Origin of the sequence: Plectonema radiosum NIES-515, from assembly GCF_025753815.1 — a bacterium.
Classification (GTDB): domain Bacteria; phylum Cyanobacteriota; class Cyanobacteriia; order Cyanobacteriales; family Nostocaceae; genus Hassallia; species Hassallia radiosum_A.
The window spans coordinates 1-3942 of the sequence record NZ_JAOWRF010000165.1 but is presented as its reverse complement, the minus strand read 5'-3'; the positions used below and the strand labels follow the sequence as shown (position 1 = coordinate 3942).

Genomic DNA, 3942 nt, shown 5'->3' with positions numbered 1-3942 from the left:
CCCCTGCCCCCCTGTCCCTAGTTGATTTTTTTCATTTTGTTAATTTCTCGTTGCAATTCTTCAATTTTCCGGCGTAAATTTTCTGCTTCTTGATTTTGCGGTGTTTGTGCTCCAACATTGACGGCGCCTGAAGCCGCCGATCGCATATAATTTCCTTTCTTGATTTGCTGATATTCTTCTGATACTGCCCACTCACGTAGATAATGCAAGCGCTCAACGGGGAAAGGATGACTGAGCATTTCGCCTTGTGCGCCGTTATACATTAAGAATTTATAAACTTGATTAAGCACATCTTCATCAGCCTGATAATTTTCTGACTGACGGATAAACTCTTGTAAACTGCATTCGTGGGCATATTTGCTGCTACCGCCGGCTACTTTCATCATCGAAGACATGACCGTATTTAAATCATCCATCACCAAAAGCGCGGCGCGATCGGCGGATAACTCGGCTTTACGCCGCCATTCAAAAAAGGCATACATTAAAGCTGGTGTAACAAAATTACTAGCGCCAAAAGTCCACCTACCCAAGGCATTAGCGGCACTCATCGCCCACATAGCCATTTGAATTAAAATAGTATGACCACATTTAATATGCCCCAGTTCATGGGCTAGCACCGCCCGAATTTCGGCTTCATTCAGTAAGTCTAGTATCCCTGTGTTTATGACTACGTAAGGATGCTCTTGCCCTAAAGCATAACTATTTGCTTGGGCATTTTGTGAGACAAACAGTGCAGGTTCACAGATTATGTCCAAATCTCGCACCGATTCCCGAAACATCTGGTAAATAGTGGAATATTGACGCGGCCCGACTTGGATGGTGTTGCCCATTAAATAGACTAACTGGGGACGTTCGTAGACAAATTCCACAAATTTACCAGCAATCAAATCAAATCCGGGTAAATTTCTTAAAGCTTCCTCGGCTTGGCGATCCAGTGGATGCCTGAAGGCTTCGCTGGAAATTCCTGTGTATGTAGGCATAATGAACGGGAAATTGGTTAATGCTTAGTGGATGGTAGATAGTGGATAGTGGATAGTGGATAGTGGATAGTGGATAAAAAGCGCCCTTACTAAGAGAGTGGTTAAGATCCAACTACTAACCACTAACTAATAACAACTAACTAATAACAACTAACCAATAACAACTAACCAATAACAACATGATAAAAGTGGGGCTTTGTAGGTAAAAATTACTTTGTATGGGGATAAAAGCGTGTGATTGAGGCAGAAGTTCATTTGTCACTACATAACTTTTTGCGATCGCAGGCGGGTTTCCCTTCCTGGCCCCATCATTTGACGATGGCAAGGTTGGTAGCACGCACCTTGCGTACCGGACGTAGCGCCTTAATGCAAGTCGGGGCGGTTTGTGGTTATCAAGGGCGATATCGCACTAGTTTTGTGGCATCCGCATTAATGTGGCATGGTTCTGTAATTATTGTTGCACCAGAATTGGTACAACAACGCCTTGTGAAAGTGGAAATTCCCCGACTACAGCAGTGGCTGCAAGTCGGCAAACCGATTAGAACCGGTGACGCTTTCCCCAAAGATGGTTTCCAAGGACTGTTTCTCACTTCCCCGGAAGCTTGGTTAAAAGCGCAACTAACTTTTACAGACGATTTTCCGGCAGGTATTCCCACAATTATTGATGGTGTGGACGATCTGGAAGATTGGGTGCGCGATCAACTCACTCGAGAAATTCAACCCCATGACTGGGATCAACTGATGCTAGCTTGCCCATATCAAGTTGATCTGATTCGTGAGGTAAGGGTACAGCTGACACGGGAACTGTTCCAGCATCCGGCTAATCCTTACGAATGTTATCTGATTTCTCAGCCAGAAGCAGAAATTTTGAGCCGTCTTTATTCGGCTCTAGATCCAGCTACCCTCCCAGATGTGTGGAAACACTTCGCTCAGCAATTTAAAAACATTGATGAAAATCTTAGTACGGGCAAGGTTCCCCCTCTCTCCCCCTCCCCCCCTCCCCTCCTTTGGGTGACTATTGCCCGTCGCCAAGGTTTATTTTCTTTACATTACGCCCCAATTGATGTAAGTAAAATTCTCTCACCGATATGGAGTCGGCAACCTGTGGTGTTTATTGGTAGCGCTTTGGAACCGGAAACTGAAGCTCCTATTTTTAAAGCGCGTTTGGGGTTAGATAATTTAACTTGCTTGAAGTTCTCTTCTGATAGCCAAACAGAAGCGATTCAATTATATTTACCGCATAAGTTACCTCTACCGAATACGCCGGAATTTCAATCCGCTTTTATTCACAAAGTCCGGACGCTGCTTTGTTTAAGTGCGACTGCACCAGGGTTGATAGTCATACTCGTGGGGGATGTGCCATTAAAGGCTCAAGTCGGGGCAATTTTGGCATCTGAGTTTGGTTCCAGGGTGCAGGTTGAAAAAACCTGTTTGGATGAAAATGGTATTTTGGTCAGTGGTTGGGAATTTTGGCGATCGCATCAAGGTGTGTTGCCTTCACCGAAGCTTTTAATTATTGCGACTTTGCCTTTGCCATCTTTAGAAAATCCGTTGGTGGCTGGTAGGGTGGATTATTATAAGCGATCGCATCAAGATTGGTTTCGTTTATATTTATTGCCTACTGCTTTAAATGAATTGCAACGCGCGATCGCTCCGGTGCGAGAAAGTCAAGGTATTGTTGCTTTACTTGACACTCGCGTGGTAAATCGTAGTTACGGTACTCAAGTTTTGGCTGCCCTGAGTCCCCTAGCACGTATTAACTATCTCGATCCCAGTTTGTTTTCTACTGAAGTCGAGGAAAATTCTACATAATCTTCTTGGCTATTTACGTTTTGTCAAGGAGAAGCGATCGCCGAAATCACCAAAAGTTATCATCGGGATTGGAGACTAAAAATTTGGAAAATTTTGTAACTTTGAATTACTGATTATGGGTGAAGCAAAGCGTCGTGTGCGATTCGTTGCAAGTAGAATCCCGGTATCCAGTCCGTACATATACTTGCCAGTGAAATCTAGATAACTAGACACTGAACTCTCAGACTGATGTAGGTGGAAGCCCTACCCGCTAGATTCAAGCGTGACTCCTTATCTGCCCACACCGAACAAGCTCAATTCTTGTAGAGTGAAGCTGGGAACAGGGCACAATCAGACAATCGTTATGGATTGACACTGGTGCTAACAGGGAGTTCCTATGGTGAAACTGAGCCTAGAAAAGTAACCTATTTGCAAGCGAGGCATAACCCAAAAACCTCGACTTTATCAGAGCTAAAACCCGCTGAAATACGTCGAATAACAGCATGAATCTAGGGTTTCTGATGGTTAAATTGGCTACACCTAACGGAACAACGCCACATGCAAAGGCTCAGGGCGGCAGCTTATGTTCCTCCGCTTCCCCCCAAAACGTGCCTTGGGAAAATACGCAACGCAGTGGCTCATCAATCTTCTGAGGGAACGAATAAAAACGAATCAAAGGTCTTGGGACAGTCGAATCCCAGGTAGGTAAGATGAGATACGGAATTCTTTTGATTCGGGTAGGATGCGGTGTAATTACTGCAAGGTATTCAGAAAACACGCGAACGGAGTTAGAGCATGATTAGGCACAGTCACCAGACTAGTGAATCTTGGAAAAATCTACCCTGGAAGAAATTCCGCAAAGATTTATTTCGCCTACAATGTCGAGTGTTCAAAGCTATTCGAGTCGGAGACAAGCGCAAAGCTTTGTCACTTCAGAAGCTTATTTTGAAATCCTTTGCAGCTAGATTTTTGGCGATTCGTCAAGTAACGCAGCTAAACGCAGGTAAGAAAACAGCAGGAATCGACGCCAAAAAGTCGCTCAATTTTGAAGAACGATTTGAGTTAAGTGACCTGCTGAAAGTGTCCAGTAATAACTGGGTTCACCAGAAATTAAGGAGTATTCCCATTCCCAAAAAGGATGGAACTACCAGGATGCTTAAAATTCCCACTA

At 44.2% G+C, this 3942-nt stretch carries 3 protein-coding genes; 2 read left to right on the top strand and 1 reads right to left on the bottom strand.

From position 1 onward, the window contains the following. Positions 1–17 precede the first annotated feature (17 nt). On the bottom strand, positions 18–980 hold the full coding sequence (locus tag OGM63_RS11020; protein ID WP_263745576.1) for a M48 family metallopeptidase: 963 nt from the start codon (positions 978–980) through the stop codon (positions 18–20). Between the two features lie 234 nt (positions 981–1214). On the opposite strand from OGM63_RS11020, the gene OGM63_RS11015 reads away from it, so the two are divergent. Together OGM63_RS11015 and OGM63_RS11010 are read left to right on the top strand one after the other, a co-directional pair. Then, positions 1215–2792 carry a helicase C-terminal domain-containing protein gene (locus OGM63_RS11015; protein ID WP_263745575.1) on the top strand — a complete coding sequence of 526 codons (1578 nt, stop codon included), beginning with the start codon at positions 1215–1217 and terminating at the stop codon, positions 2790–2792. A 774-nt stretch (positions 2793–3566) separates the two neighbouring features. Then, on the top strand, positions 3567–3942 hold a 376-nt coding region (locus OGM63_RS11010), incomplete at its 3' end, for a reverse transcriptase N-terminal domain-containing protein (RefSeq protein ID WP_263745574.1).